The sequence below is a fragment of the Arthrobacter sp. UYP4 genome, from assembly GCF_057291175.1.
The window spans coordinates 232059-253849 of the sequence record NZ_JBXAVU010000001.1; the positions used below are offsets into that span (position 1 = coordinate 232059).

Here is a 21791-nt window from a genome sequence, read left to right on the forward strand (position 1 = left end):
CACGGGTCGGCGCTGCACGGGTCAGTGTCCGCGCCGGATCCATTCCTCGAGGTGCGGCGCCTCGTCGCCGATCGTGGTGCTGTCCCCGTGGCCGGTACGCGCGATCGTTTCCGGCGGCAGGGTCAGCAGCCTCGTCCGGATGGACTCGATGATCGTCGGGAAGTCGCTGTAGGAACGCCCTGTGGCGCCCGGGCCGCCCTGGAACAGCGTGTCGCCCGTGAAGACGGTGCCGGCCTCCTCCAGGTAGTAGCAGACGGAGCCGGGGGAGTGGCCGGGCGTGTGCAGCGCCCTCAGGGACACCCCCGCGACCTCGATCGTGTCGCCGTCGCCGATCGACTGGTCGGGACTCAGCTCCGGGAACACCATGTCCCAGAGCTCGCGGTCGCCGTCGTGCAGATGGATCGGCGCGTGCACGGCGTCGAAGAGGTCGCCGACCGCGCGGATGTGGTCGTCGTGGGCGTGGGTCAGGAGGATGGCCCGGACGACCCGCCCGTTCACCTGGTCCACGATCGCGGCGGCGTCGTGTGGGGCGTCGATGATGACGCACTCCTCGTCGTCACCCACGATCCACACGTTGTTGTCGACGTCCCAGGTGCCGCCGTCGAGCGAGAAGGTGCCCGACGTGACGAGGTGTTCGATGCGTGCGGCCATCAGAGCTCCACCACCGAGCGCAGGACGGCGCCGCCGTGCATCTTCCCGAAGGCCTCCTCGACCTGGTCGAGCCGGATGCGCTCGGTGACGAACGCATCGAGGTCGAGGTTGCCCTGCAGGTAGTGGCTGACGAGCATCGGGAAGTCGCGGCTGGGCAGGCAGTCGCCGTACCAGGAGGACTTCAGCGATCCGCCGCGCCCGAAGACGTCGAGCAGTGGGAGTTCGATGGTCATCTCGGGCGTGGGGACCCCGACGAGCACCACCGTCCCGGCGAGATCGCGGGCGTAGAACGCCTGCTTGTACGTCTCGGGACGCCCGACGGCGTCGATCACGACGTCGGCGCCGTTCCCGCCGGTGAGCGCGCGGATGGTCTCCACGGGGTCCTCGTCCTTCGAGTTCAGCACGTGCGTCGCGCCGAGGCCCCTCGCGAGCTCGAGCTTCCGGTCGTCGATGTCCACGGCGATGATCGTGGTGGCTCCCGCGAGCCGCGAGCCCGCGACGGCCGCGATGCCGACGCCGCCGCACCCGATGACGGCGACGGAGTCACCGCGGGAGACGCTGCCCGTGTTGATGGCGGCGCCGATGCCGGCCATCACCCCGCACCCCAGCAGTCCCACGGCCGCTGCGTCCGCTGCGGGATCCACCTTTGTGCACTGGCCCGCCGCCACGAGGGTCTTCTCGGCGAACGCGCCGATCCCGAGGGCGGGGGACAGGACCGTGCCGTCCTCCAGCGTCATCTTCTGGGTGGCGTTGTGGGTGTCGAAGCAGTACTGCGGTTCACCCCGGCGGCATGCCCGGCACTCGCCGCACACGGCCCGCCAGTTGAGGATCACGCGGTCGCCGGGGGCGACCGTGGTGACGCCGTCGCCCACGGCGCTCACGACGCCGGTGGCCTCGTGCCCCAGCAGGAAGGGGAACTCGTCGTTGATGCCGCCCTGCTTGTAGTGCAGGTCCGTGTGGCAGACGCCGCAGGTCAGGATGTCGACGAGGGCTTCGCCGGGCCCCGGATCCGGGACGAGGATGGTCTCGATGGCCGCGGGGGCATCCTTCGCCCGCACCACGACGCCCTGGACTCTGTGCACCATGTCTTGCTGTCCTTCCGCTGGGAGCGGTGGACCGGAGGACGGGCCCACCGCTCCCAGCATATGGGGGACGGCCGCGGTGCGCGGATCGCGTCCGGGCTAGACGGCGATCCTGGCCCGCACCTCGGCGGCGGAGGGATTGGTGGCGGTCGTGCCGTCCGGGAAGATGACGGTGGGCACGGTCTGGTTGCCCCCGTTGAGGGAGGCCACGAGCTCGGCGGTGCCCTCGACCTCCTCGATGTTGACCTCGTTGTAGCCGATGCCCTGGGCGTCGAGCTGAGACTTCAGGCGCCGGCAGTATCCGCACCACGAGGTGGAGAACATGGTGATGGATCCGGCTTCTGGCGTGTAGTCCACGGTGCTCCTCATATCTGCGCCCGGGTCGCCGCGCGCATCTGTCGCTCGCGGGCGGCTCGTCCACCCGCACCTGCATCAACACGGGACGGTGCCGCGTCATTCCTCGCACATCACCGAACCGACGTGCTCCCGCGCCCGCCCGCCCCCGTCCGACCCCGTCGGGTGCCGGATGCCCCGGTAGGCTTCCGCCATGGCTGAAGCAGACGAAGAGCAGAACGCGAAGCAGTTGGCGGCGGTCCGGGTGGCCATCAACGAGGTGGACGAGCAGATCGTGTCCCTCATCTCCCGGAGGGAGCGGCTCGTCCGCAGGGCAGGAGCACTCAAGCACGACGACGCGTCGGTGCGGGCGCCGGCCCGCGTGGAGCAGGTGATCGCCAACGTGCGGGGCTACGCGTCCAGGCAGGGCGTCGATCCCGCCGTCGTCGAGGAGACCTACCGTGCGATGATCTCCGCGTTCATCGAGTTCGAGCTGCGGGTGCGGCGGGAGCCCTAGCCCCTGCGCGGGACGGCGACGTCCTGCGGCGAGCTTGTTGGTCGCCCCTCCGCCCACCCGATACGATCGACGAGGCGGTCCCGGTCCCGGCCGGATCCCGTCACGCCCTTCCGGGCGGCCCATTTCCCCAGCATCGAGGAGACTCCCCGTGTCAGCGCCCCAGTCCATGAAACTCATCGTCGACGGCGAAGAGCAGCAGGCGACCACGGGCACCACCGGGACGGAGCTGTTCAGTGAGCGGCGGGACGTCGTCGTGATGCGCGTGGACGGCGAGCTGAAGGACCTCGACCAGGAACTGGCCGAGGGTGCCTCGGTGGAGGGCGTGACCCTCGAGGATCCTGCGGGGCTGGAGGTGCTGCGGCACTCCGCCGCGCACGTCATGGCGCAGGCCGTCCAGCAGTTGCGTCCGGGAGCCAAGCTCGGTATCGGCCCGTACATCACCGACGGTTTCTACTTCGACTTCGACGTGGAGGAGCCGTTCACGCCCGACGAGCTCAAGCAGCTCGAGAAGATGATGCTCAAGATCGTCAACGCCAACCAGCGCTTCGTGCGGCGGGTCGTGTCCGAGGACGAGGCCCGCGAGGCGATGAAGGACGAGCCGTACAAGCTCGAGCTGATCGGGCTCAAGGGCGGGGCCACGGACGAGGACGGCGCGTCCGTCGAGGTGGGCGTCGGCGAGCTGTCCGTCTACGACAACGTGGACCGCAAGTCCGGGGACGTCGTCTGGAAGGACCTCTGCCGCGGCCCGCACCTGCCGAACACCAAGCTCATCTCCAACGCGTACGCCCTGACCCGCTCGGCGGCCGCCTACTGGCGCGGCAGCGAGAAGAACAAGCAGCTGCAGCGGATCTACGGCACGGCGTGGCCGACGAAGGACGCCCTGAAGGCCTACCAGGAGCGCCTCGCGGAAGCGGAGCGTCGCGACCACCGCCGGCTCGGCACCGAGCTCGACCTCTTCTCCTTCCCGGACGAACTGGGCTCGGGGCTGCCGGTGTTCCACCCCAAGGGCGGCATCATCCGCAAGGCGATGGAGGACTACTCCCGCCAGCGGCACACCGACGCCGGGTACGAGTTCGTCTACACGCCGCACATCACGAAGGGCCACCTCTACGAGGTCTCCGGCCACCTCGACTGGTACCGGGACGGCATGTTCCCGGCGATGCACGTGGACGAGGAGCTCAACGAGGACGGCACCGTGCGCAAGCCCGGCCAGGACTACTACCTGAAGCCGATGAACTGCCCGATGCACAACCTGATCTTCCGCTCGCGCGGGCGGTCCTACCGGGAGCTGCCGCTGCGGCTCTTCGAATTCGGCTCGGTGTACCGGTACGAGAAGTCCGGTGTCATCCACGGCCTGACGCGTGTTCGTGGCATGACCCAGGACGACGCCCACATCTACTGCACCCGTGAGCAGATGAAGGACGAGCTCACCGGGACGCTGAACTTCGTCCTGGGCCTCCTCAAGGACTACGGCCTCGAGGACTTCTACCTCGAGCTGTCCACGCGCAACCCGGAGAAGTCGGTCGGCTCCGACGAGATCTGGGACGAGGCGACGCGCACCCTCGCCGAGGTCGCGGAGGCCTCCGGCCTGGAGCTCGTGCCCGACCCCGGGGGAGCCGCGTTCTACGGCCCGAAGATCTCCGTGCAGGCACGCGACGCGATCGGCCGCACCTGGCAGATGTCGACGATCCAGCTCGACTTCAACCTGCCCGAGCGCTTCGAGCTCGAGTACCAGGCGGCCGACGGGTCCCGCCAGCGTCCGGTCATGATCCACCGGGCCCTGTTCGGTTCGATCGAGCGTTTCATGGGGGTGCTCACCGAGCACTACGCCGGCGCGTTCCCCGCCTGGCTCGCCCCCGTGCAGGTGCTCGCCGTCCCGGTCGCCGAGGCGTTCAACGACTACCTGTTCGACGTCGTCGACAAGCTGAAGACCGAGGGCATCCGCGCGCAGGTCGACGCGGGATCGGACCGGTTCCCGAAGAAGATCCGGACCGCGAGCAAGGAGAAGGTGCCGTTCGTCCTCATCGCCGGCGGTGAGGACCAGGAGGCCGGCGCCGTCTCCTTCCGCTTCCGGGACGGCAGCCAGGACAACCAGGTGCCCGTGGACGAGGCCGTCCGCCGGATCGTGGAGGCGGTCCGCAGCAGGGAAGCCACCGTCTGATGGAGGACGCGGACAGCCGGGGGATGCCCGCGACCCCTCCGGGGGATGCGGCGGTGACGGACGACTTCGGGCTGGCAGGCGTGCCGGACGCCTTCCAGCGACTGTGGACACCGCACCGGCTCGCCTACATCAAGGGAGGGCAGGACCAGGTCACGTCGGAACAGACCTGTCCGTTCTGCCGGGCGCCGCACCGGAGCGACGAGGAATCCCTCATCGTGCACCGCGGGACCCATGCCTTCGTGCTGCTCAACCTGTTCCCCTACAACGTCGGCCACCTCCTGGTCTGCCCCTACCGGCACGTGCCCGACTACACGGACATCGACGAGGCGGAGACCGCGGAGATCGCCGCCCTCACACAGACGGCCATGCGTGTGCTGCGCAAGGTGTCCAACCCGTCGGGGTTCAATCTCGGCATGAACCAGGGCGTCACCGGGGGCGCCGGTATCGCCGCCCACCTCCACCAGCACGTCGTGCCGCGCTGGGGCGGTGACGGGAACTTCCTGCCGATCATCGCGCAGACGAAGGCGATCACGCAGACCCTCGGCGACGTGCGTGCGCAGGTGGCGGCTGCCTGGCCGTCGGCGGCCGGGCCGGCGGGATCGGACGCCTGATGCTCAACCGATACGCGCGGGGATTCTTCACGGCCCTCTTCACGCCGCTGGCACGCCTGCTGCTGCGGTGGGGCGTGACGCCCGACGCCGTCACGATCGCGGGGACGGTCGGTGTCGCCGGCGGCGCGCTGGTCCTCTACCCGCTCGGCCAGCTGTTCTGGGGAACGGTCTTCATCACGCTGTTCGTGTTCTCCGACGTGATCGACGGGATCATGGCCCGGATGCAGGGCCGTGGGGGCCGGTGGGGGAGCTTCCTCGACTCGACGCTCGACCGCGTCGCCGACGGCTCGCTGTTCGCGGGTGTCGCGATCTGGTTCTTCACGGGTGGCGGGAACGCCGCGATCGCGGTCGCCTCACTCGCCTGCCTCGTGCTGGGCATGATCGTCTCGTACGCCCGCGCTAAGGCCGAGTCGCTCGGCTTCACGGCGAACGTGGGGCTCGCGGAGCGTGCGGAGCGCCTCGTCTCCGTCCTGGTGGTCACCGGGCTGACGGGACTGGGCCTGCCCGAGGGTTTCCTGCTGACCGTCCTCGTCGTCCTGGCCGCGGCAAGCCTCGTGACCGTCTACCAGAGGGTGCGGGCCGTCCATCGCCAGTCGCTGGAGGCCAGGCCCGCGTCCTGACGTCGCCGCCGGTACGGGACGGTCAGGACGCCGAGGCGAACGCCGGGCGAGCCGTGGCGTACGTCGCCGCGTGGCCGCGCAGGGGCGTCAGTGCCGAACCGAGCGCGGACAGGTATTCCGCCCTGCGCTTGGGGGAGACGCGCGAGATCGGAGCGGGCGCGGAGCCTGCGGTGTCGGAGTAGTGGGTCGCCAGGCCGTCCTGCAGCAGCCGGAGCGCCTCGGACTTCTGCTGGGAGACGGCCGAGTGGGTGGTCCCGAGCTCCGCTGCCACCTCGGTCACCGATCGTCCCTCGAAGAAGACCTCCTGGATGATGTGGCGCATGCGGGCGGGGAGGTGGGCCACGGCGGCGCGGATGTGCCGGACCTGCTCGTCGGCCAGCAGCGATGCCTCGGGGAGCTGGTCGAGACAGGGGACGATGTCGAGGACGGTCTCGTCGAGCGTCTGGACGGATCGTGCGGCGTCGCCGAGCGCAGCCTGGACCTCGTGCCGGCTGACGCCGAGCGTCATGGCGAGCTCGTCCGTCGTGGGCGTGCGCCCGAGGGAGGCGGCCAGCGTGTCCTGTGCAGCGATGGTGTCGCCGATCCGCCGTCGCGCGGACCGCGGAGCCCAGTCGTTGGACCGCATCTCGTCGGCGAATGCCCCCGTGATTCGGCGCCGGGCATAGGCGCCGAAGGGCACGCCCAGGGTCGGGTCGAAGGAGTCCGCAGATGTGATCAGGGCGATGGCCCCGACCGACGCGAGGTCATCCCGCGAGAGATGCGTGGCGCGGGCGCACAGGGTCGAGACGAGGTACCCGACCAGCGGCAGGTTGTCGACGATCAGTTTTTCGCGTTCGCGAGAATTCATAGCAAGCTCCCCAGCTGCTCAGTGGCCGTGCGGCCCCGGATCGCTCCCGAAGGAGCGGCCGAGGACGGCAGGTGTCTTTTGAAAGCTATCAGCGGGCTCTCGTCACGACTGATCCGCTGGGCCAATCCTGCCCAAAGGCTGAGCTTCGACGGCAGGCGGTGGAGGCGGGCCCGCATCCTTCGCCGTTCCTTGCGCCGGAACCGATGATTCGGCCCCCGGTCGTGCGTCTAAGGGAGGATGACCCATCCACCAGAACAGGACACGCCATGACACCCGGGACACGGTTCCTCCCGACCGATCTGCACATCGTCTCCGAGACGGACCTCCTCCTGCTGCAGCGCAGGACGGCTCCCTCTGCGCCGCTGCAGCGGGCGGTGAGGACGCCGTCGTCGCGGTGGCCCGCTGGGGCACTCGATGCCGTGCTGGACGAACTGGAGCGGCGCGAGGTCTGCCCGGCGCGGCAGGCGGCCGGTGCGCGGCGCGGCTGAGGCCGGGCAGGACGGGACCGCGGGCGGTCCCGTCCTCCAGGTCGCTCAGGGCTTGCCTGCGCCCGGCGCCGCACCGATGGACCACACGCGGGGAGGCACGGTCCCGTTGACGGAGTGGTCGCCGACGATCCTCGCCTTGAACACCCATGGGTTGTGGTTGGCCGCGGTGCGGGCGTTCCGCCAGTGCCGGTCGAAGTTCTTCGACGTGCTGACGCCGGACGCGGCCAGCGCATTGAAGACGTCGGACGTGGCGCGGGTGGCGAGCGCCGACAGGACCACCTGCGCCTTGGCCGTCTCGAGTTCGGCGACGTCGTTCCGGCGCTCGTCCTCGACCTCGTCGGCCAGGAACGCGCCCTCGTAGGCGTGCTGCAGGGCCCGGGCGGCCCGCTCCACGGTGGCATCCGCGGCGTAGGCGGCGGCGGAGACCTCGCCGATGACCTGGAGGATCTGTGGATCGGCAGCGAACGACGGCGCATTCCCGTGGCTGAAGATCCTCGTGCGGTTCCGTACCTCTCGCGCCACGTCCCGCTCGGCCGCGGTGATGCTGCCCGCGAGGACGGCCAGCAGCACCGCCTGGTAGAAGGCCGTCTGGTACTTGAACCGGGTGTCGAAGTCGATGACGTTCCCGGCCTCGACGCGGGCGCGGTCGAAGGTGGACGTACCCGAGCCGGTGGTCTGCTGGCCGAAGCCGTCCCAGTCGTCCCCGTGCGTGACGCCCTCCTGGTGCGTGCTGACCACCGCGATGACCTTGACACCGTTGTCCGTCCGCTGGGCGAACGTGTCGATCCAGTCCGCGAAGATGCTGCCGGTCGAGTAGTACTTCGTGCCGCTGATGCGGAAGTCGCCGTGGGTGCTGCCCGGGTCCGGGCTCACCTTGGTGATCACGTCACCGATGGTGACGGTGCCGACCTCCGTCCAGGAGTTGCCCACGATCTCGCCGTCCACGAAGCGCTGGAGCCATACGTCGCGCTGGGGACCGGCGGACACGAGGCGGTCCTCCACGAACGCGAAGTGGGCGCGCAGCGCCTGGGGGATGTTCGAATCGGCGGCGGCCAGTTCGGTGAGGAGGCGGAACAGCTGCGGGAGCGAGGCGCCGAACCCGCCGGCGGCGACCGGTACCCGCAGTGCCCCGAATCCGGCGTCGATCAGGGCGCGGATCTCCTGCCGGGGGAGCTCGTGCTCCTGTTCGCGGCGCGATGCGCCGTCCGCGATGCGTGCGAAGAGGGGTCGGAAGCGGGCCGCGAGGAGTTCGTAGTCGGCGTCCGCGGTGGGATGGGTGTGCGTCAGGGTGGTCATGGTGGGCCTTCCGATCGGGCTGGGAGTGGGGCTGGGAGTGGGGCTGGGAGTGGGGCTTGGAGTGGGGCTGGGAGGAGAGGTGGCAGGACGGGGGCGGGGGCGAGGAGATCAGGCGTGGACGGCGACCCGGGGGACGGCCGCCCTCGCCTCACGGGAACCGGCGACGCCGGCGCCGACGAACAGTGCGCCGATGACGGCCGCGGCGGCGACGGCGGAGGCTCCGCCGGCCGGCCAGGCCCCGTTGAGGCCGAGGACGGCGGGGATCACGGTGCTGACGGTGCCGACCAGGATCGCGCTCCAGCCGGTGACCCGGGTAAGGCGGACGGCGTCGAGGGCGAGGATCAGGAAGAACAGACCCCACAGCACCGCCCACGCGAGCCAGAGCACCGAGCCGAGCGGGTCGGTGTCCAGCGACGTGGCCGCGAAGACGACGGCGAGCACGGCGACGAGCCCGCAGAACCAGCCGACGCCGGCGGAGCCCAGACCCGCGACGGAGCCGAGACCCACGTACAGGTAGGTGAGCCCGAAGAGGAAGATCCCGCTCGCCGTGCTGAACGCGGCTGGATCCGGCGCCCCGGTCGCTGCGACGACCGTGGCGAGGACGAGCTGGAGCACACCGACCGCGAGATTGAGGAATCCCGCGTCCAGTGGCGGGACCCGGCCGAGGAGGCCGAGTCCGTTGATCAGAAGGGCTGCTCCCGAGAGCAGCAGGCAGATGTACGACATGGATGTCCCATCGACGGGACGCGGAACCGCTGGAGGTCCGCGCCGTGCTTGCCCCGCGCTGATGCACGGGGCCGGATCTTCACCTGGGGCACCCCGCCACGGAGGGGGTTGCCGTCCGACGAGCCAGGGCTTCGCGTCGGAACTCTTGATCTGTGGCTCCGAGCGTAGGCGGCATATCGTCCGCTTTCCAGCAGGAAGACGCGGCATTCCGCCGCGTGACGCCGTGTGACGCTGCCGGATCGCTGCCGGATCGCTGTCGGATCGCTGACGTGCGCGGTCCCGCGCCGGGGTCCGGAGCCCGCGGGAACGGCCGGGACCGGGGCGGCGGCCGCGACCGGAAGGGCGTCCTGCGGCGGCGTATCATGAAGGGTCAGCTTTTATCTACCTTTAGGGGCAAGTCGTGTCCACCGTTGAAGACAATTCGGCAACCACAGCACAGACCGGCGGCAACCGGGTCAAGCGCGGGATGGCCGAAATGCTCAAGGGCGGCGTCATCATGGATGTCGTCACAGCAGAGCAGGCCCGCATCGCCGAAGACGCCGGTGCGGTAGCGGTCATGGCGCTCGAACGGGTTCCCGCGGACATCCGCGCCCAGGGCGGCGTGTCCCGCATGAGCGATCCCGACATGATCGACAGCATCATCGAGGCTGTCTCCATCCCGGTCATGGCCAAGGCCCGGATCGGCCACTTCGTGGAGGCGCAGGTCCTGCAGTCCCTCGGGGTCGACTACATCGACGAGTCCGAGGTCCTCACGCCCGCCGACTACGCGAACCACATCGACAAGTGGAAGTTCACCGTCCCCTTCGTCTGCGGTGCGACCAACCTCGGTGAGGCACTGCGGCGCATCACCGAGGGCGCTGCGATGATCCGCTCGAAGGGCGAGGCCGGCACCGGCGACGTCTCGAACGCCACGATGCACATGCGCACCATCCGCGCGGAGCTCAACCGCCTCTCCTCCATGGCCGAGGACGAGCTGTACGTCGCCGCGAAGGAACTCCAGGCGCCCTACGAGCTGGTGAAGGAGGTCGCCTCCGCCGGTCGACTCCCCGTGGTCCTCTTCACCGCCGGCGGCATCGCGACCCCGGCGGACGCGGCCATGATGATGCAGCTCGGCGCGGACGGCGTCTTCGTCGGCTCCGGCATCTTCAAGTCGGGCAACCCGGCCGAACGCGCCAACGCGATTGTCCAGGCGACCACGTTCCACGACGATCCGGACATGATCGCCAAGGTCTCGCGCGGTCTGGGCGAGGCCATGGTCGGCATCAACGTCGACGAGATCCCGCAGCCGCACCGCCTCGCCGAGCGCGGCTGGTAGCAGCACAGCACGGGCAGTGCAGAGGACCGCGGCCGGCAGGCCGCGGTCCTCTGCCGTTTCCCGCGGAGGCGGCGACGGCGTCAGTGCCTCGCGGGGCCTCGCGGTCCCCGAGGAGGTCCCCGAGGATGTCCTCGGCCGTCGCCCCGAACGCCCGGGCGCGGTCCCGCCGGGACCGGGCCCACGCACCTCCGACATCACCGTCGGCGGTGGAGGGGGACGCGGCTCGGCTGTCATGCGTCCACCGTCGGGCCGCAGCCGGTCAGAGGTGCAGCGCGTAGGTCCTGCCGCGTCCGAGCAGTGTGAAGCCCCGCTTCGAGAAGAACTCGTAGCCCTGCGGTGTGGCGTTGACGGCGAGGTCCACCGCACCGGCCTGCAGTGCGGCCCGCGCCGTGGCGCTCAGCAGGGCCGTGGCGAGCCCGCGCCGCTGGTGGTCCGGGAGCACCTCGAGGTTGTGGACACCGCCGAGGCGTCGCAGGCCCGTGACGCCGGACGGGTAGAACGAGTACGCGGCTCCGGAGATGCTGCCGCCTTCCCCACTCCGGGTCACGGCATGCCACGCCTGCCGCGGCTGGGAGCGGACCACCCGCAGCTCCTGTTCCAGCGGACCCGAGTAGTCGGGTACATCGGTGGCGAGGACGGCGTCGTCGTCCCCGGGCACGACCACGGCGGCCGCGGGTGCTGCCATCCACCAGGGCTGCCAGCTCGGACCGAATCCCAGACCGGCGAGCTCGACGGGGTCCACCGCGCCGTTGAGCCAGACCCGGACCGAGGAGGCGCCGAGCCGCACCCCCTCGGCCAGGGCGGGCCGCACGGCGTGCGCGCTCACGGACTCCGGGAACATCATCCCCAGTTCGCGTCGCGCGGGCAGCCACACCCACGTGGAGCCGTGCGTCGAGAAGGTCCTCCCGCCCGTCGCCGTGGCCAGCGCCGCGGACCAGGCGGCCTGCAGCCGCTGGCACTGGGCGATGGTCACCATGCGGCTGGACCGCCGGCAGGGCCGGTCATGCGAGCCCGCGGCGGACGAGCAGTGGCTCGAGGTCGGCGTCCCGGCCCCGGAAGGCGCGGAACGCCTCCAGCGGATCGATGCTGTTGCCCCGCGACAGCAGCTCCCGCCGGAAGTGGTCCCCGTTGGCGCGTGTCAGGCCGCCCGAGGACTTGAACCACTCCACGGTGTCGGCGTCGAGCATCTCGCTCCAGATGTAGGCGTAGTAGGACGCCGCGTACCCGCCGGCGAAGATGTGCTTGAAGTAGGAGGTGCGGTACCGCGGCGGAACGGGCGCGAAGTCGACGCCGGCATCGGCGAGGGCCGAGGCTTCGAAGGCCAGCGGGTCCTCGACGACCGTGCCCGGCGGGATCGAGTGCCAGGCCAGGTCCAGCAGGGTGGCACCGAGGTAGGCGGTCGTCTCGAATCCCTCGCCCCAGGCGCCGGCGGCGTGGATGCGGTCGATGACGTCCTGGGGGAGCGGTTCGCCCGTCTCGTGGTGACGGGCGTAGTTCGCGACGATCTCCGGCCAGAGGATCCACATCTCGTTGACCTGCGACGGGTACTCCACGAAGTCGCGCGGCACCGACGTGCCGGAGAACAGCGGGTAGGTGACGTCGGAGAACAGGCCGTGCAGTGCGTGGCCGAACTCGTGGAACATGGTGACCACCTGGTCGTAGGACAGCAGGGTGGGCTCGCCCGCCGCGGGCCTCGAGATGTTCAGGTTGTTGATGACGACGGCACGTGTGCCCTGGAGCCGCGACTGGTCCACGAAGGAGTTCATCCAGGCACCGCCGCTCTTGGTGTCGCGGGTGTAGAAGTCGCCGAGGAACAGGCCGAGGCCCGAGCCGTCCTCGTCGAAGACCTCCCACACCCGCACATCGGGGTGGTACCCGAGAAGGTCGGGGCGCTCGGTGAACGTGAGACCGTACAGCCGGGTCGCGGCGTAGAACACTCCGTCCTGCAGGACGCGCTCGAGTTCGAAGTAGGGGCGGAGGGCGTCCAGGTCGACGTCGAACTTCGCCTTCCGGACCTTCGAGGCGTAGTAGGCCCAGTCCCACGGTTCGATCGGATGGCCGGCCTCGGCCTCCAGCTCTGCGGCCTCGGCCCGGGCATTGCGCACGGCGGGGGCCGCGAGTTCGCGCATCCGGTCCATGATCGCGTCCAGCGACGGGGCGGTCTGGTTGTCGGTCGCTGCCGAGGCGTGCGTGTCGAAGCCGAGCAGGGCTGCGCGCTCGGCGCGCAGGGTCGCCATGCGGGTGGCGATCGCGAGGGTGTCGGCGTCGTTGCCGCGTGCGCCGCGGTCGACGGCGGCCTCGTGCAGGCGACGGCGGACCTCCCGGTCGGTGAGTGACTCGAGGGCCGGCTGCGCCGTCGGGAGGATCAGTGTCAGCAGGTACCTGCCGTCGTGGCCCGCGTCGGTCGCCGCCGTGGCCGCAGCGGAGATCGCGTCCGCGGACAGTCCGTCGAGGTCGTCGGCGGAGTCGAGCAGCAGGGCGGAGTCGTTGGTGTCCTTCAGCAGTTTCTGCGAGAACTCGGTGCTGAGTGCTGAGAGTTCGGAGTTGAGCCGGCGGAGCGTCGCCTGCGCGTCGTCGTCGAGTTCGGCTCCCGCCCGCACGAAGCTGCGGACGTACTCCTGGACGAGGCGCGTGGACTCGTCGTCCAGGCCGTCGAGCGGCACCTGACGGAGGCGTTCGAACAGTGCGCGATTGAGCTTGATGTTGTCCTCGTGCTCCGCGAGGCGGGGGGCCACCTGCTGCTCGAGGCCCTGGATCGCGTCCGTCGCATGGCTGACGGAGTTGCTGAAGAACACACGCGAGACGCGGTCCAGGGTGCTGCCCGCCTGTTCGAGCCGCAGCACGGTGTTCTCGAGCGTGGGTGGTTCGGCGGTGTCCGTGATGGCGTCGATCTCGGCGAGGTGTTCGGCGAAACCCGCGTCGAAGGCCGGCAGGTAGTGCTCGTCCCGGATGGCGGCGAACGGCGGCAGCTGGTAGTCGAGGGTGCTTGGCGCGAGGAAAGGGTTGCTCATGGGAACTAACTTTTGCACGTCGTCGCTCATCCGTGCACTACCTGCGGGCTCGTCCGCACTCCGTCCGCGTGCCGCCGTACCGCGTCAGATGGGCCGGAGCTCGCGGTACCGGGCGTCGATGGACGATGACACGGCGGCGCCGAGCAGGAGCAACCGCATGGTCCGCTCGGTGGCCTCGATGAGCAGTTGCTCGCCGTTCGCGACGGCATCCGCCAGGTTCATCGGGATGGTCATGATGGAGGCGATCGCGTCGATGCCGATGTCGTGCACGTCCGGGGCGCCCCTCCCGAGGGAGCCCGCCAGTGCCAGGACGGGTACGCCGGCGAGCTGAGCCCTGCGCGCGACGACGGCGGGTACCTTTCCGTTCGGTGTCTGGAAGTCGATGGCGCCCTCGGCCGTGATGACGAGGTCCGCCCCGCGCATGAGCGCGTCGAGGTCGAGTCCGGCGAGACCGCTGTCGATCAGGGCCTCGAAGCGTGGCACCAGCCGGGCGCCGACGGCGGCGAGCCCGGCACCGAGGCCGCCGGACGCCCCCGTCCCCGGGCCGGTCCGGTAGTCCATCCCGGCGGCGAGCCCGTCACGTTCGAGGACCCTCGCCCACTGGCGCATGGCCTTCGCGAGTTCCTCGACCTGCCGGGGCGATGCTCCCTTCTGCGGTCCGAACACGCGGGCGACGCCGGTCTTGCCGCACAGCACGTTGTGCTGGTTGCATGCCAGGACGATCGTCGCCTCGTGGACGGCGGGATGCAGGCCGGAGAGGTCGAGCCGCTCCGCGTCGATCAGGGCGGAGCCGCCGAAGGGGAGGTCCCGCCCCTTCCCGTCGAGGACGCGCGCACCGAGCGCCTGGAGCGCCCCGGCGCCTCCGTCGCTCGTCCCGGAGTCCCCACACCCCACCACGATGGTGCGGATGCCCTCGTCGAGCGCCGCGCGGATCAGCTCACCCACGCCGTAGGTGGTCGTGGCTCCGGGGTCGCGGAGTTTTCGCGGCACGAGGCGGAGCCCGGCGGCGGCGGCCATCTCGACGACGGCCGTGCCGGTGGCGCTTCCGCCGAGCCTCGCATAGTGCGATTCGACCGGCGCGCCGACCGGTCCTGTGACGTTCACCGGCACGAGGACGCCGTCCGTCGCGGCCGCGAGGGTCGCAGCCGTCCCTTCGCCGCCGTCCGCGATCGGAACGGCAGTGACCTGCACCCCCGGGAGGACCCGCCGGACGCCCGCGGCGATGGACCGGGCCACCGTCTCCGCGTCGAGGGACTCCTTGAAGCCGCTGGGTGCGATGAGGATGCGCTGGGGGACTGCCATGGTGGTTCTCCTTCGGGTAGGGACGGGCGATGGAACGGGTCGTCAGGGGAAGAGCGGCAGGCCGAGGAGCGGCCAGACCAGGAAGCTGAAGATCAGCACCAGGGCCACGTTGACGGGCGCCAGGAGCGATGACAGCCGGAGGAGGTCCTTCGGCGTGTAGGTCTCGACGCCGTCCACCGCGGCGAACATCGCCACGGGCTTCGCGGAACTCGTGAGGGTGTGGCAGAAACCCGCAGCCGCCGTCGAGGCGAACGCCGCTGCCATGGGTTCCACCCCGACGGCCGGGGAGAGGGCGATCACGACGGGGATCAGGACGGCCGACCGCGCCGACCTGCTCTGGATGACGAGGTGGGCGACGGTGGAGAGGAGCACCACGAGCACCACGAAGAGGGGGGCTGCTGCCGCTCCCAGCGAACGGATGGGCCCCAGCACGCCGCTCGCCAGCCAATCGGCCGCTCCGGTGGAGACGAGGGCGTTGCCGAGAGCCAGCGTCGCGGCCATGAAGAGCAGCAGGGACCACGGCACCGATTTCAGTCCCTTGGCGAGGTCCACCGAGCCGTAGCTCGGCGACGCCGCGACGAGGGCGCCGATCAGCGCGACGAGGGCGGGATGGAGCCCGTGCAGCGGCTCGGTGCACCACAGGACGACGACGGCGCCCAGCAGGAGCGCGGCACGGGACTCGGCAACGGTCAGCGGACCGGTGACGGGGGTGTCGGAGTGCTCTTCGAGGGCGGCGACATGGATCCGCAGGTGTTCGCCGCGCTCGGCGGCGGTGGTGAACATGCGCAGCACGATCTCGGCGCAGAGGTGGGATGCGACCAGGGCGAGGGGCAGGCCGAGAAGGAGCCACGTGGCGAAGTCGAAACTGCTGCCCGTCGCGGTCTCGAGGATCTGGCTGGTGATGAGGTGGGCGCCGGCCCCGAGGAAGGACCCGACCGCGGAGAGGAGGATCACCGACGGGAAGAGGATCGCCAGGGCTTTGACGAGCGCGACGCGGCCGGCGAGTGCCTGCCTCAGTGCCAGGAACACCGGCAGGGCCAGCGCGGCGCGCCCGGACGTCGAGGGGACGGCGAAGGTGGTGACGACGAGGGCGAGGGTCGTCAGGTGTGCGAGTTGCCGCGGTGTCGTCGCGCCCGTGATGATGAACGCTGCCCCGCGGTTGGCCAGTCCCGAGGCGCGGACACCTGCGGCGATGACGAACGCGGCGAGGAGCAGCCAGATGGTCTCCTCGCCCAGGGTGGAGAAGAGTTCCCCGGTCTCCATCGTCCCGGTGAGGACCAGGACCGTCGCCGCGCCGAGCGCGATGTACGTGTCGTCGATCGAGGTGAAGATCCAGAGCCACACCGCCAGCACGAAGACCATGAGCGTGACCGCGCCCTGCGGGGACAGGCCTGCGTCGGGTTGCCGGGCGGCGAGGACGACGGCGGCGGCGATCGTGAGTCCGACGGTGGCGGCCACCGACCGGATGACGAGGGAGCGTCGTGCAGCGGCCCGTGCGCCGGCATCGGCGACGGGCGCGGTGCCGGGAGCCTTCGCCGTCCGTGGCGGCGTGGTGGAGTGCTCGACCAGGGTCATGGCAGCCGGTATCCTGCTCCGCGGATCGTCTCGATCCGCTCTGCGCCGATCTTCCGGCGCAGGGCACGGACGTAGACGTCGACGACGTTCGAGCCCGGATCGAATCCGTAGCCCCACACCTGGTTGAGGAGCTGCTCGCGGGAGATGACGCGGTCGGGGTGCCTCAGGAAGACCTCCAGGATCGCGAATTCGCGCGACGTCAGCTCGACGGCGTCGTCCCCGATGCGTGCCCGCCTGGAGTGGAGGTCCAGCGACAGGCCCTGATGCTCGATGACGGTGCCGGCTGTCATGGGTGCCCGGTCCGTGAGGCGCAGGCGGATACGCGCGAGGAGTTCCGCGACGTGGAACGGTTTCGTGACGTAGTCGTCGGCGCCGCCCTCGAGCCCCGCCACCGTGTCCGGGACGCTGTCCCTCGCGGTCAGGACGATCACTGGTGTCGGCACGCCCTCCCCCCTGATCTGGGCGAGGACCTCGAACCCGTCCATCAGGGGGAGTCCGATGTCGAGGATGATGAGGTCGAAACCGGCGGCACGGGCGAGGAAGAGCGCCGTCTCGCCGTCCGCGGCATGTTCCGTGGAGTAGCCGGCCGCGTGCAGGCCCTTTTGGATGAAGGAGGCGACGCGGGGGTCGTCCTCGGCGATCAGGATGCGGCTCATGGTGTCTCCTGCGGTGTCGGTCGTAGGATGGCCCGCTGGGGCGGAGCGGGCTCGGAGATGGTCGACGGCTTGTTCCCTGTGGTCTGCCGGCCGGTCGTCGTGCCTCTGCCCGGAGGGAGGGTCCCCGGCGGCCGGAGGGGCGGTCCCGACGCAGGATCGACCCGGAGCCTCGCGGGTGCCGGCAGGAGGAGCCCGAACGTGGCACCGCGGCCCGGTTCGCTGCGCACCCAGGCGGAGCCGTCGTGCCCGTCCGCGATGGCCCGCACGATGGACAGCCCCAGTCCCGCACCGCCGCGCGCTCCGCCGGTCCGCAGCCTGTCGGCCGGCAGCGCGTTCGCCGAACCGTGCTCGAAGCGTTCGAAGATCACCGCGGCCTCGTCCTCCGTCACGCCGGGGCCGGAGTCCTTCACCCAGATACGCAGCCGCCGGTCGGTACCGGCACCTTCGAACGCGGAACCGAGGCTGATGTCGGTGCCGTCGGGCGTGTACTGCACGGCATTGGCTCCCAGCTGGAGCACCGCCTGGGTGACGCGCTGGCTGTCCAGCGCGACCGTCCCTTCGGCGACCTCCATGAGGAGCCATCGCCGGTCGCCGAGTGCCTGCATCTTCGCTTCGAGGTCGAGCATCAGCTCGGCGACGTCGGTCGGTGCGGGCTGGACGAAGTCGGGGCGCTCTGCCTTGACCAGCAGGAGGAGGTCGGAGACGATCCTCGCCATCCGGGACAGCTCGCCGTCCACGAGGGTCAGGGTGGCCGCACGACCCGCCGGGTCGTCGTCGATCAGTTCCAGGTGCCCGCGGATCACGGTGATCGGCGTCCTCAGTTCGTGACTGGCGTCGTCGATGAAGCGTCGCTGCGTGACGTACGCCTGCTCGAGGCGATCCAGCATGTCGTTGAACGTGACCGCGAGCGCGGCGACGTCGTCGCGGCCCTGGACCGGCACGCGTGCGGTGAGATCGGACTCGGTGATCTCGGTGGCCACGCGCCTCACGTCCCGGACGGGCCGCAGGATCTGGCCTGCCACCAGCCACGCGATCCCGGCGGTGAACAGCAGACCGCCGAGCGCGACGAAGAAGATCACGGTCACGGTCTCCTGCACCTGCTCGTACCCTCCGCGCGGGAACGCGGCGACCACGAGTGTCCCGGACTCGGTACCGGCCTGTACCTCGACCTTCCCCCACCGCATGGGCCCCGCCGCCGTCTCGCGTACGCCGGACGCGGCCGGGTCCGTCCGCAGCTCCTCCAGCAGCGCCGTGTCGGAGGGCAGCCGGTATTCGTCGTTGTTGCCGCGTCCATCGGACCCCAGGTACAGCACCTCGCCCCCGGTCACTCCGAGGATCACCTCGCCGGCGGAGGCGTTCTGGCGGGACAGATAGCGTTCCAGCAGCTCGCTGACCGACGAGTACGGCTGCGCCGTGAGTGGATCCACGGCCTCCGCCGCGAAGGTGGTGAACTCCTGCGCTTCCTGGACGACGTCGTCGTTGGCATCCCGATCGACGCCGGCGATCAGCAGGGAGCGGACGGTGACGAGCAGCGCCAGGAGGGCCAGGGCCGTGGTGAGCACGATCCAGCCCACGATGCGCCATCGTGCGGAGACGGCCGAACCACCCACGGGCCGGACCGTCCGCCCCGCGGTCGCTGATCCCGCGGCGGGCCTCGAGCCCGGAGGAAGTGGTTGCAGCCCCATCAGTCCTGGCCGTCCTGGCTCGTGGCGTCGTCGTCGATCCCGTCGGGTCCTTCGTCCTCCCCGTCGTCGTCGAACACCTCGCGCTCCACCAGGCCGGGGGTGCCCTGGCCCGACGCAGGTGCAGGTGCCGGTGGGACGGCGGGTACGGGTACCGGCGCCGGTGGGGCTGCTGGTGCGGGGACAGGCGCAGGCTCGGGCGCGGGCCGGAGCGTGGGGGCCGGGCTGGCAGAGGGCGACGGTGCGGCCGGCGGTTCCGGGGCCGGCACGGACCCTGAGGGCTCATCGGTCCCGGTCGTCCGGGTGTCCTTCCCACCGGTCGGAGCGAGCTCCACGACGACGGTCTGCGGATCCACGGAAGGGATGTCGGCGGGGCGGCTCAGTTCCCGGCTCCCGACCGCGAGGAGTGCCGGCACCGCGAGCAGCCCTGCTGCAGCGAGGATGCGGGGGCCAAGAGCCATGGGGTTCTCCTTGTGGTCGTGCGGATGGGTCGGAACGGGGGCGGATCGGGACGGTACCGGGCCGCCGGCGTCGGAATCCCCGTCGCCGTACCTACTCTGGCGCACGCAGGTGAGGTCGTCGTGAAGACTGCATGAGGACTTCTTCATCTTCGCCGCCCGGACGCTGCCGCCCGGACGCTGCCGCCGGTCCTACGACCGCGCCACGCGGCCCACCGGCCGGCGCTCCCATATACTCCGAACATGCCGAATCCGTGCCTCGACCGCAGCAGCCCTGCCCAGCAGCCCGCCCTCGAGCAGAGCGGACGCGCACTGTGAGCGGCGGTCTCGTCGCCCTGCTGGACGACGTCGCTGCCCTCGCCCGCATCGCGGCCGCCTCGGTGGACGACGTCGCCGCCGGCGCCGCCAAAGCGGGGGCGAAGGCCGCCGGCGTGGTGATCGACGACGCCGCCGTCACCCCGCAGTACGTCTCCGGTGCCGATCCCTCCCGCGAGCTGCCGATGATCAAGCGGATCTTCTGGGGCTCGCTGCGGAACAAGCTGCTGATCATCCTGCCCGCCCTGCTGCTCGTCAGTGCGTTCATCCCGGGCATCATCCCGTTCATCCTCATGCTCGGCGGCACCTACCTCTGCTACGAGGGCGCGGAGAAGGTCTGGCACAAGATCCGCGGCCACCACGAGTCCAAGCAGGCGCCGGCGGTGGAGCGGGGGCCGGAGGCGGAGGCCAGGGTCACCAAGGGCGCCATCACCACCGACTTCATCCTCTCCTGCGAGATCATGGTCATCTCGATGAACGAGGTGTCCGACGAGTCCCTGGTGGCCCGGGCGCTCATCCTGATCGTCGTCGCGCTCGCCATCACGGTGCTCGTGTACGGCGCCGTGGCGCTGATCGTCAAGATGGACGACATCGGCCTGCACCTGACCACGAAGGACTCGGAGGGCTCGCAGCGCCTCGGCCGGATGCTCGTGAAGGGCATGCCCGGAGTGCTGGCGGCGATCACCCTCGTCGGGACCGTCGCGATGCTGTGGGTGGGCGGCCACATCATGCTGCAGGGCGCCTACGACCTCGGCTGGCACGCGCCGTACGACCTGGTCCACGTGCTCGAGCACCCGTTCGTCGGTGTCCCCGTGGTCGGCGGTCTCCTTGCATGGCTGGTGAACACCCTCTGCTCGGCCGTCCTCGGACTGGCCTGGGGTGCCCTGGTCCTCGTCGTCGTGCACCCCCTGCTGGGACTGCTGCCTTCGAGCAGGAAGAAGGGCGGCCACGAAGGGGGCGACCTCCGCGCCGCCATCGCCGGCCACAAGTCGGCGGGACGCGAACGACCGCACACCTGATATCCGGCGCGTTCCGGCGCGTTCCGGCGGGTTCCTGCGGGTCGGCCGGCAGGCGGCTGGACGCGCCGTCGGGCGGTGGTGTCGTTCGTGCCCCGACCGGTCCTGAGACGGCAGGTGACCGGCACCAGCCGAGAGCGATGGGGCTGGGGACGTCGAGGACGGCCGGGACGGCAGGGCGTCCCGGGAACCGCTCCGGGACGCCGGGACGCCGGGCAGGAGTGCCTGTAGTGTTCGCCTATGTCGGAAACAGCACTGGAATGGAAACTGGAAGTCGTCGTGCTCCCGAGCGCCGACCTCGACCGCTCGCTCGCGTTCTACCGCGACCGGGTCGGCTTCGTCCTGGATCACGACGTGAAGCCTGCGCCGGGCGTCAGGATTGTCCAGCTCACGCCCCGGGGATCCTCGTGTTCTGTGGTCCTGACCGAGGGCATGGGGTCCGATGCCGGCCGACCCGTCTCCGGCCTGCAGCTCGTGGTGCGTGACGTCGAACTGGCCCGCGCGGAACTGCTGGAGCGCGGCGTCGCCGTCGATCCCGTCACCCGGATGGGTGAGGGTGACGCGTCCGCCTTCATCTACTTCTCGGACCCGGACGGCAACGGCTGGGCCGTGCAGGAGATCCGGAACCGCGGGGACTGGCTCCCCTCGTAGGTCCTCGGCCCTCCGTCCGGGCGACGCACCGGACCCTTCCCGGCACCTCCGGGACCTCGCCGGTCAGGCTGCCGGTCAGGCCGGCGGGCTGTACAGCTGGAGGTCGTTGCCCTCGCTGTCCTTGAACGGCAGGATCCGGCCCCAGGGGTACTCGCTGATCTCCCCTTCGATCGACGCGCCACCGCGCGCGGCGATGCGCTGCACCTCGTCCTCGATGGAACCCTCGGGCGAGAAGCTGATGACGGCGCCACCGCCCGATCCGCCGTGGGTGTTCTCCCGGGCGTTGAGACCGACGGTCAGTCCACCGGCGTCGATCTCCGTCCAGTCGGTGTCCTGCATCGTCACGCTGAGACCGAGGGTGTCGCGGTAGAAGGCGACGGCCCTGTCCATGTCCTCGACGGGTACCCAGACTGCTGCAATTCCCTGTGCCATGGCGCTCCTTTCGCGGACCGCGTGCGGCGGTCCGACGGCTCGCGGG

General features: G+C 70.5%; 22 protein-coding genes and 1 riboswitch. Of the genes, 8 read left to right on the forward strand and 14 right to left on the reverse strand.

Annotated elements, in window-relative coordinates:
- Positions 1-21 precede the first annotated feature (21 nt).
- From AC0Z9V_RS01045 to AC0Z9V_RS01055, 3 genes are all read right to left on the reverse strand, one after another.
- Positions 22-651, reverse strand: coding sequence for an MBL fold metallo-hydrolase (locus AC0Z9V_RS01045; protein WP_485140449.1), 630 nt, complete (start codon positions 649-651; stop codon positions 22-24).
- Positions 651-1736 (reverse strand): S-(hydroxymethyl)mycothiol dehydrogenase, encoded by a 1086-nt coding sequence (locus tag AC0Z9V_RS01050; RefSeq protein WP_485140450.1) that lies wholly within the window; start codon positions 1734-1736, stop codon positions 651-653. The genes AC0Z9V_RS01045 and AC0Z9V_RS01050 overlap by 1 nt, the downstream gene beginning before the upstream one ends.
- 96 nt (positions 1737-1832) lie before the next feature.
- A complete protein-coding gene (locus tag AC0Z9V_RS01055; RefSeq protein ID WP_279628599.1) occupies positions 1833-2090 on the reverse strand; it encodes a mycoredoxin in 258 nt (85 codons plus the stop codon).
- A 190-nt stretch (positions 2091-2280) separates the two neighbouring features.
- Here AC0Z9V_RS01055 and AC0Z9V_RS01060 point away from each other — a divergent pair, with 190 nt between their 5' ends.
- The 4 genes from AC0Z9V_RS01060 (at position 2281) to pgsA (ending at position 5975) form a co-directional block, all read left to right on the forward strand.
- Complete coding sequence (locus tag AC0Z9V_RS01060; protein ID WP_485140451.1) at positions 2281-2583, forward strand: chorismate mutase; 303 nt, start codon at positions 2281-2283, stop codon at positions 2581-2583.
- 166 nt (positions 2584-2749) lie between these two features.
- Positions 2750-4744, forward strand: coding sequence for a threonine--tRNA ligase (gene thrS, locus AC0Z9V_RS01065; protein WP_485141259.1), 1995 nt, complete (start codon positions 2750-2752; stop codon positions 4742-4744).
- Positions 4744-5355 (forward strand): HIT family protein, encoded by a 612-nt coding sequence (locus AC0Z9V_RS01070; protein ID WP_485140452.1) that lies wholly within the window; start codon positions 4744-4746, stop codon positions 5353-5355. The genes thrS and AC0Z9V_RS01070 overlap by 1 nt, the downstream gene beginning before the upstream one ends.
- Positions 5355-5975 carry a phosphatidylinositol phosphate synthase gene (gene pgsA / locus AC0Z9V_RS01075; RefSeq protein WP_485140453.1) on the forward strand — a complete coding sequence of 207 codons (621 nt, stop codon included), beginning with the start codon at positions 5355-5357 and terminating at the stop codon, positions 5973-5975. The genes AC0Z9V_RS01070 and pgsA overlap by 1 nt, the downstream gene beginning before the upstream one ends.
- Positions 5976-5997: 22 nt before the next feature.
- Here the strand turns inward: pgsA and AC0Z9V_RS01080 are convergent, their stop codons facing one another.
- Positions 5998-6822 (reverse strand): sigma-70 family RNA polymerase sigma factor, encoded by an 825-nt coding sequence (locus AC0Z9V_RS01080; protein ID WP_133081794.1) that lies wholly within the window; start codon positions 6820-6822, stop codon positions 5998-6000.
- 266 nt (positions 6823-7088) lie between these two features.
- Here AC0Z9V_RS01080 and AC0Z9V_RS01085 point away from each other — a divergent pair, with 266 nt between their 5' ends.
- Positions 7089-7310: a hypothetical protein gene (locus AC0Z9V_RS01085; RefSeq protein WP_485140454.1), complete on the forward strand. Its 222-nt coding sequence runs from the start codon at positions 7089-7091 to the stop codon at positions 7308-7310.
- A gap of 45 nt (positions 7311-7355) precedes the next feature.
- Here AC0Z9V_RS01085 and AC0Z9V_RS01090 read toward each other — a convergent pair whose 3' ends face one another.
- Both AC0Z9V_RS01090 and AC0Z9V_RS01095 read right to left on the reverse strand, forming a co-directional pair.
- On the reverse strand, positions 7356-8606 hold the full coding sequence (locus tag AC0Z9V_RS01090; protein WP_485140455.1) for an acyl-CoA dehydrogenase family protein: 1251 nt from the start codon (positions 8604-8606) through the stop codon (positions 7356-7358).
- Positions 8607-8714: 108 nt separating this feature from the next.
- Positions 8715-9332: an AmiS/UreI family transporter gene (locus AC0Z9V_RS01095; protein ID WP_485140456.1), complete on the reverse strand. Its 618-nt coding sequence runs from the start codon at positions 9330-9332 to the stop codon at positions 8715-8717.
- Between the two features lie 39 nt (positions 9333-9371).
- Positions 9372-9483, reverse strand: a riboswitch (SAM riboswitch).
- Between the two features lie 249 nt (positions 9484-9732).
- Here AC0Z9V_RS01095 and pdxS point away from each other — a divergent pair.
- The gene (gene pdxS / locus AC0Z9V_RS01100; protein ID WP_133081798.1) at positions 9733-10647 is read left to right on the forward strand and encodes a pyridoxal 5'-phosphate synthase lyase subunit PdxS; all 915 of its coding nucleotides are present in this window, start codon (positions 9733-9735) and stop codon (positions 10645-10647) included.
- A 259-nt stretch (positions 10648-10906) separates the two neighbouring features.
- On the opposite strand, the gene AC0Z9V_RS01105 is transcribed toward pdxS, so the two are convergent.
- The 7 genes from AC0Z9V_RS01105 to AC0Z9V_RS01135 form a co-directional block, all read right to left on the reverse strand.
- Positions 10907-11620 (reverse strand): GNAT family N-acetyltransferase, encoded by a 714-nt coding sequence (locus tag AC0Z9V_RS01105; RefSeq protein ID WP_485140457.1) that lies wholly within the window; start codon positions 11618-11620, stop codon positions 10907-10909.
- Between the two features lie 28 nt (positions 11621-11648).
- A complete protein-coding gene (locus tag AC0Z9V_RS01110) occupies positions 11649-13658 on the reverse strand; it encodes a M3 family metallopeptidase (protein WP_485140458.1) in 2010 nt (669 codons plus the stop codon).
- Between the two features lie 84 nt (positions 13659-13742).
- A complete protein-coding gene (locus AC0Z9V_RS01115) occupies positions 13743-14960 on the reverse strand; it encodes a glycerate kinase (protein ID WP_485140459.1) in 1218 nt (405 codons plus the stop codon).
- Positions 14961-15002: 42 nt separating this feature from the next.
- Positions 15003-16535 carry an SLC13 family permease gene (locus AC0Z9V_RS01120; protein ID WP_485140460.1) on the reverse strand — a complete coding sequence of 511 codons (1533 nt, stop codon included), beginning with the start codon at positions 16533-16535 and terminating at the stop codon, positions 15003-15005.
- A complete protein-coding gene (locus AC0Z9V_RS01125) occupies positions 16532-17191 on the reverse strand; it encodes a response regulator transcription factor (RefSeq protein WP_133081803.1) in 660 nt (219 codons plus the stop codon). The genes AC0Z9V_RS01120 and AC0Z9V_RS01125 overlap by 4 nt, the downstream gene beginning before the upstream one ends.
- Entirely contained in the window at positions 17188-18876 is a 1689-nt protein-coding gene (locus AC0Z9V_RS01130) for a sensor histidine kinase (protein ID WP_485140461.1), read from the reverse strand. Before AC0Z9V_RS01130 ends, AC0Z9V_RS01125 begins: the two co-directional genes overlap by 4 nt.
- Positions 18876-19334, reverse strand: a complete 459-nt coding sequence (locus tag AC0Z9V_RS01135) for a hypothetical protein (RefSeq protein WP_485140462.1) — start codon at positions 19332-19334, stop codon at positions 18876-18878. Before AC0Z9V_RS01135 ends, AC0Z9V_RS01130 begins: the two co-directional genes overlap by 1 nt.
- Before the next feature lie 311 nt (positions 19335-19645).
- Here AC0Z9V_RS01135 and AC0Z9V_RS01140 point away from each other — a divergent pair, with 311 nt between their 5' ends.
- Positions 19646-20665, forward strand: a complete 1020-nt coding sequence (locus AC0Z9V_RS01140) for a DUF808 domain-containing protein (RefSeq protein WP_485140463.1) — start codon at positions 19646-19648, stop codon at positions 20663-20665.
- Between the two features lie 237 nt (positions 20666-20902).
- A complete protein-coding gene (locus AC0Z9V_RS01145; RefSeq protein ID WP_485140464.1) occupies positions 20903-21313 on the forward strand; it encodes a VOC family protein in 411 nt (136 codons plus the stop codon).
- Positions 21314-21388: 75 nt separating this feature from the next.
- Here the strand turns inward: AC0Z9V_RS01145 and AC0Z9V_RS01150 are convergent, their stop codons facing one another.
- On the reverse strand, positions 21389-21745 hold the full coding sequence (locus AC0Z9V_RS01150; protein WP_133081808.1) for a VOC family protein: 357 nt from the start codon (positions 21743-21745) through the stop codon (positions 21389-21391).
- Positions 21746-21791 lie beyond the last annotated feature (46 nt).

Coding starts and splice junctions, on each gene's coding strand:
- AC0Z9V_RS01045 (WP_485140449.1), bottom strand. CDS start 651: ATGGCCGCACGCATCGAACACCTCGTCACGTCGGGCACCTTCTCGCTC.
- AC0Z9V_RS01050 (WP_485140450.1), bottom strand. CDS start 1,736: ATGGTGCACAGAGTCCAGGGCGTCGTGGTGCGGGCGAAGGATGCCCCC.
- AC0Z9V_RS01060 (WP_485140451.1), top strand. CDS start 2,281: ATGGCTGAAGCAGACGAAGAGCAGAACGCGAAGCAGTTGGCGGCGGTC.
- thrS (WP_485141259.1), top strand. CDS start 2,750: ATGAAACTCATCGTCGACGGCGAAGAGCAGCAGGCGACCACGGGCACC.
- AC0Z9V_RS01070 (WP_485140452.1), top strand. CDS start 4,744: ATGGAGGACGCGGACAGCCGGGGGATGCCCGCGACCCCTCCGGGGGAT.
- pgsA (WP_485140453.1), top strand. CDS start 5,355: ATGCTCAACCGATACGCGCGGGGATTCTTCACGGCCCTCTTCACGCCG.
- AC0Z9V_RS01080 (WP_133081794.1), bottom strand. CDS start 6,822: ATGAATTCTCGCGAACGCGAAAAACTGATCGTCGACAACCTGCCGCTG.
- AC0Z9V_RS01085 (WP_485140454.1), top strand. CDS start 7,089: ATGACACCCGGGACACGGTTCCTCCCGACCGATCTGCACATCGTCTCC.
- AC0Z9V_RS01090 (WP_485140455.1), bottom strand. CDS start 8,606: ATGACCACCCTGACGCACACCCATCCCACCGCGGACGCCGACTACGAA.
- AC0Z9V_RS01095 (WP_485140456.1), bottom strand. CDS start 9,332: ATGTCGTACATCTGCCTGCTGCTCTCGGGAGCAGCCCTTCTGATCAAC.
- AC0Z9V_RS01110 (WP_485140458.1), bottom strand. CDS start 13,658: ATGAGCAACCCTTTCCTCGCGCCAAGCACCCTCGACTACCAGCTGCCG.
- AC0Z9V_RS01115 (WP_485140459.1), bottom strand. CDS start 14,960: ATGGCAGTCCCCCAGCGCATCCTCATCGCACCCAGCGGCTTCAAGGAG.
- AC0Z9V_RS01120 (WP_485140460.1), bottom strand. CDS start 16,535: ATGACCCTGGTCGAGCACTCCACCACGCCGCCACGGACGGCGAAGGCT.
- AC0Z9V_RS01125 (WP_133081803.1), bottom strand. CDS start 17,191: ATGAGCCGCATCCTGATCGCCGAGGACGACCCCCGCGTCGCCTCCTTC.
- AC0Z9V_RS01130 (WP_485140461.1), bottom strand. CDS start 18,876: ATGGGGCTGCAACCACTTCCTCCGGGCTCGAGGCCCGCCGCGGGATCA.
- AC0Z9V_RS01135 (WP_485140462.1), bottom strand. CDS start 19,334: ATGGCTCTTGGCCCCCGCATCCTCGCTGCAGCAGGGCTGCTCGCGGTG.
- AC0Z9V_RS01145 (WP_485140464.1), top strand. CDS start 20,903: ATGTCGGAAACAGCACTGGAATGGAAACTGGAAGTCGTCGTGCTCCCG.
- AC0Z9V_RS01150 (WP_133081808.1), bottom strand. CDS start 21,745: ATGGCACAGGGAATTGCAGCAGTCTGGGTACCCGTCGAGGACATGGAC.